The sequence below is a fragment of the Halorubrum sp. SS7 genome (genome assembly GCF_005435055.1).
GTDB classification, from domain to species: Archaea; Halobacteriota; Halobacteria; order Halobacteriales; family Haloferacaceae; genus Halorubrum; species Halorubrum salinarum.
Window position 1 is genome coordinate 1 of the sequence record NZ_SGXV01000033.1, and the last position, 3,861, is coordinate 3,861.

The window sequence follows — 3,861 nt, forward strand, 5'->3', positions numbered from 1 at the left end:
CATCGCCGTCGGCGACGCCACTCACGCGCAGGCGTCACCTCCGGTCGGGATTACACCGGTCATGGTGCGTCCCGAAATCCGAGTGTCGCGGTTCTATAACCCGGAGAATGTGGGGGAATAAACGCATTACGCGCATTAAGTGCGAGGATTAAAGACGCTTCAGCGTCACTCTCAGGTGATGTCTGGCGAGATCCGTAAGTTGCGAGACCTCGGCGGGAGCGGTGGTGTCACCATCCCGAAAGAGAAGCTCCGCGAGTGGGGTCTCATTGATGACGACGAGTTGGCCGACGCGCACTTCCGCGTCGATGAAACAGACGAGTCGGTGACGTTCGAGCTGGTCCAGTAGTTCGGCTCGACGTCTATTTTCGAGACTCACCCGAGTAGCGGCGTGTACGCGAATCCCTTATTCGGCTACGGATCACGGTCTAGAACTCCAAGCCGCTCGCATCAAGGCGTGGTTTCACACGATCGTCTGTAGGTTCGGCTCGTGAAGGCTATATCTCAGCCATCTGCTCACGCTCTACGTACCACTCGCGACGGTCGAGAACATTCTGTACCGTGGCCACCGGGACATCGACCTCGTCCGCGATCTCCCGGCGGCTCTTCCCGACGTTGTCAAGCTGGAAGATCTCTGTCACCGTGTCAAACTCCTCACCGGGTACCTGGTAGTGGCCGTCCGCGTCGTAAGTCATCCCAAACCGCGGTCGGCCGTGGTCGTACCCCTGCTCTTTGCGCCGCTCGATCGCGCGGCGGGACTTCTCGATCTCCTCCTCTTTGGTGTCGCGTTCGATTCTTCTTTTGAGATCGAAGGTGAGATCGTCTTCGTTGACCTCGCCGACGTAGACGATCTCGGCGTCACCCTGCCCGGCGGCGTACTGGATCACGCGCAGGTACTCGTCACGGCAAACTCGGCGATCATCGAGTGCGACCAAGTAGTCGAATCGACCAGACCGTAGCTCGTCGACGCGCTCGGTGACACGCTCGCTCTGGCCGAGTAGCCCTGCCTCGTCGTCGCGTGTCATCGTCGAGAAACCAGTGTGGACTCCGAGGTCAAGCCTCTCCACCTCGTCGGCCAGCTCGGCGGCGAGACTAGGAACGACCTCCCGCTGTTCTTCGAGGCCGACGTCGTCATCATCTCCCTTCGACTTTCGGATCCACGCGAGTGCTCTACTCATCGACCACGGTCACCTCTAACGAACTCCCAGATTTGACCTTCCAATCAAGCCGTTTCCCATCGAGCTCCATCGCCTCCGCGAGTCCCTTCGGCACCGTCACTTTGTACTGCCCGTTCGCCCCCTGACTGACTCTCGTTTTCGTCATCTCTGTATAGGCCTGTGTATAGGCCTAAACTTAGTTCTAATGTAGGTGTTCAGATAACCCCGGTTTTCTGTACACCAACAGGCTAATTCTATGCCGGTGAGAGTGATATATCAACAGATGCTTCCGGATCTTACCTTCGTTGAGTGGGCTATTGTCGGTAGCATGGTCGTCTCCTCGGTTACATTGCTGATTGTCGGGGCTGATTTCTACCAGAGCCACCTCAAAACGAAACAATCTGATGTTTCAGTTCGGGCATCAAACTCCAGAGACTCTTACAGCAACACCCGTTCAAAAAGTCGATTTTCCAGTGTAGTCACCCTTGCTAATGAAGGGGATAGATCCGCTGTAATCAGGGCTAAGCAGGCCGATATAGAATTTAACCCATCGGGTCAAACGTACTCGTGGGAAGAACTACAGGCAATTGAAGCACCGAACGGCCCGTATGTTTCTATTCAAAATGTTGAGGATAACTCACTTCCTCCCCATTCTGCTGTGTTGAATAGATGCTGAGTCACGGTTACAGCGGCTCACACAGTGGTTCTATGTTGGTAATGGCGAACATCAAGACGATTTCACGGAACTGCCGATACCAGCCAAGCGCTCGCACGGCATCGCCGAGCGAGCGCTTGGTTGTCGAGTAGGATGTTTCGGCCATCCACCGCTGAGAGTAGCCCTTTGCCCGGTTCAGAGCGTTTTTCGCGGCTGCGTTCGCTGACGAGCCGCGATAATGAACGAGGTAATCGATGTCGTGTGCGGCGATTTCGTACTCGGTGTGCCAGTCTTGGAAGCCGTTGTCGGCGGCGACGGACTGCAGGTCGTCCGCGTTTCGCCGGACGACCTGCGGTCCCGTCTTCGTGTCATGCTTCCACCGCGCTGTGATGTGAACGTCGAGAACAGCTAGTGATTCCACATCAGTCAATGTCGTCACTTTCAGCGTCTGTATCGTCCGTCCTGCCCGCTGGCGAAAGTACGAGGAGGCACGTCGCCGGTCGAAGAACGTGCTGTCGAGCGCAGCGTGTCCGGACTGCGGGTGCTGCTGCGCGGAAACGCGCAGCAGCGCCCGCCATACCCACATTTTCAGCCGATCAAACGACTTGTAGATCGTGCTGTAGTCTGGGAGATCGTCTGGATCTAAGCCGAGTGCGTCACGAATCTCGGCCATATACTTCAGCCGATTCGGCGTTTCTCGGTAGCTGTGGCCGTCTTCGAGCCGAAGACAGTGGAGCACAACGTGTTTCCAGCGGGCGAACCCGCCGCTGGCGGGCTCGCCCGCGTGCTTTCCCAACGCTTGTTTGACTAGGCGACGACACTGCTCAACGAAGTCGAGGAGATCGACTTCCATGGACAGAATCGATTTCCTCGGCTTCGTCCTTCTACTCCGTGATAACAGCTGATTAGATCGCTATACAACACAGCAGTTGAGGACGGTTTGGTCGTTCAGATCCGTCTCCTCATCATCGGTATCGCGCAGTGGATGGCTGATGTCGGGTTCGCGGGGGACGGCAACGCCCGCCTGGGACGCTTTGATGAGAATCGTCCGCGCAGCCGTCTGGACCGTCTCCTGGAGATCGGACGTGAACCGCTAGTGCCAGTTACGCCACAGCGTCGATTGATCTGGGATGGTTTCAAATCCCAGTTCTTCACAAAGCTCCGGTTGCTGGTCAAGATACTCGAGCAGGGCCGTTTCGTGGTCCCAGCCGTGGAGTGTTTCGAGCAGGAAGACTCGGAATAGCTGGCTCATCTGGTACTGTGACGAGCTGGCGTACCGGTCGTTCGGTCCGAAATCATGGTAGGCGAGGGGGTAGTTGCAGGCGAACTCGTCGACGGAGGCGTGGGCCTCGTGTGTGAACCAGACCGTGGCGACGGTCCGAATGTCTTCTTCGAGCGCAGCGAGCGAGTGCCGGTCGTACAGCGGTGTCGTATCGTAAGCGGGCCAGTCAGTGAACCGTTTCTGGGCGAGATGTCAGAAGGTAGTCCGAGTGGGGTGTCGAAGGCACTAACCGGTAGAGAACACGTTTTCAGGAAGAACCCTTCTAAACGCTCAATAGAGGGGGGACACGTACTATGATGAGTGGCAACTTGTGTGAAATATATCAGAATATCGGTGAAACATGTAGAGAATGGATTCAATAAGATCGTGACATCCACCTAACCGGTTACTACAGGCATCCTCGCCAGAGCAGCACATCGACCGCTCACGTCGACTACTCCGATGCCCGGCAGTCTGTCCGGATCTCTTGTACCGACAGGTCGCTGTCGGTGGTGATCGTCACTTCGCCCTCGCTAGTCGTCACGACGAGATCGACCTCCGCGGGTTCGGTGTCGGTCACCGTCGCCGTCGGGTTAGGGAGTTCCCACGGAAAGCACTCCTCGACTGCCACGCCCACCGCGTCTAGAGCTGCCAGTACACGGGCATCGGTTAGAAACGGTAGCATGAATCCGGTTCGAACCGTCCACGTGCAGGTGTCACAGTCGATGTGAATCGGTGGCTCTGTCTCCGTGACGGCCGACGCCTCCACGGTCCGCGTCGTCGTCCCACTC

Annotated in this window: 6 protein-coding genes and 1 pseudogene; 3 read left to right on the forward strand and 4 right to left on the reverse strand. The window is 57.1% G+C overall.

Annotation, left to right across the window (positions count from 1 at the left end; translation table 11 throughout):
- Positions 1-178 precede the first annotated feature (178 nt).
- Complete coding sequence (locus EXE44_RS20305; protein ID WP_158293475.1) at positions 179-346, forward strand: hypothetical protein; 168 nt, start codon at positions 179-181, stop codon at positions 344-346.
- Between the two features lie 148 nt (positions 347-494).
- Here the strand turns inward: EXE44_RS20305 and EXE44_RS15840 are convergent, their stop codons facing one another.
- Both EXE44_RS15840 and EXE44_RS20865 read right to left on the reverse strand, forming a co-directional pair.
- Complete coding sequence (locus tag EXE44_RS15840) at positions 495-1,175, reverse strand: resolvase (RefSeq protein ID WP_137717909.1); 681 nt, start codon at positions 1,173-1,175, stop codon at positions 495-497.
- Positions 1,168-1,320, reverse strand: coding sequence for a hypothetical protein (locus EXE44_RS20865; RefSeq protein WP_199241231.1), 153 nt, complete (start codon positions 1,318-1,320; stop codon positions 1,168-1,170). Before EXE44_RS20865 ends, EXE44_RS15840 begins: the two co-directional genes overlap by 8 nt.
- A gap of 117 nt (positions 1,321-1,437) precedes the next feature.
- Here EXE44_RS20865 and EXE44_RS15845 point away from each other — a divergent pair, with 117 nt between their 5' ends.
- A complete protein-coding gene (locus tag EXE44_RS15845) occupies positions 1,438-1,830 on the forward strand; it encodes a hypothetical protein (RefSeq protein WP_137706789.1) in 393 nt (130 codons plus the stop codon).
- 7 nt (positions 1,831-1,837) lie between these two features.
- On the opposite strand, the gene EXE44_RS15850 is transcribed toward EXE44_RS15845, so the two are convergent.
- Complete coding sequence (locus EXE44_RS15850) at positions 1,838-2,662, reverse strand: IS5-like element ISHla3 family transposase (RefSeq protein ID WP_137706954.1); 825 nt, start codon at positions 2,660-2,662, stop codon at positions 1,838-1,840.
- 87 nt (positions 2,663-2,749) lie between these two features.
- Here EXE44_RS15850 and EXE44_RS15855 point away from each other — a divergent pair, with 87 nt between their 5' ends.
- The gene (locus tag EXE44_RS15855; RefSeq protein WP_137706748.1) at positions 2,750-3,052 is read left to right on the forward strand and encodes a hypothetical protein; all 303 of its coding nucleotides are present in this window, start codon (positions 2,750-2,752) and stop codon (positions 3,050-3,052) included.
- 472 nt (positions 3,053-3,524) lie between these two features.
- Here EXE44_RS15855 and EXE44_RS15860 read toward each other — a convergent pair.
- Positions 3,525-3,861, reverse strand: a pseudogene (locus EXE44_RS15860) (hypothetical protein); the annotation flags it as partial.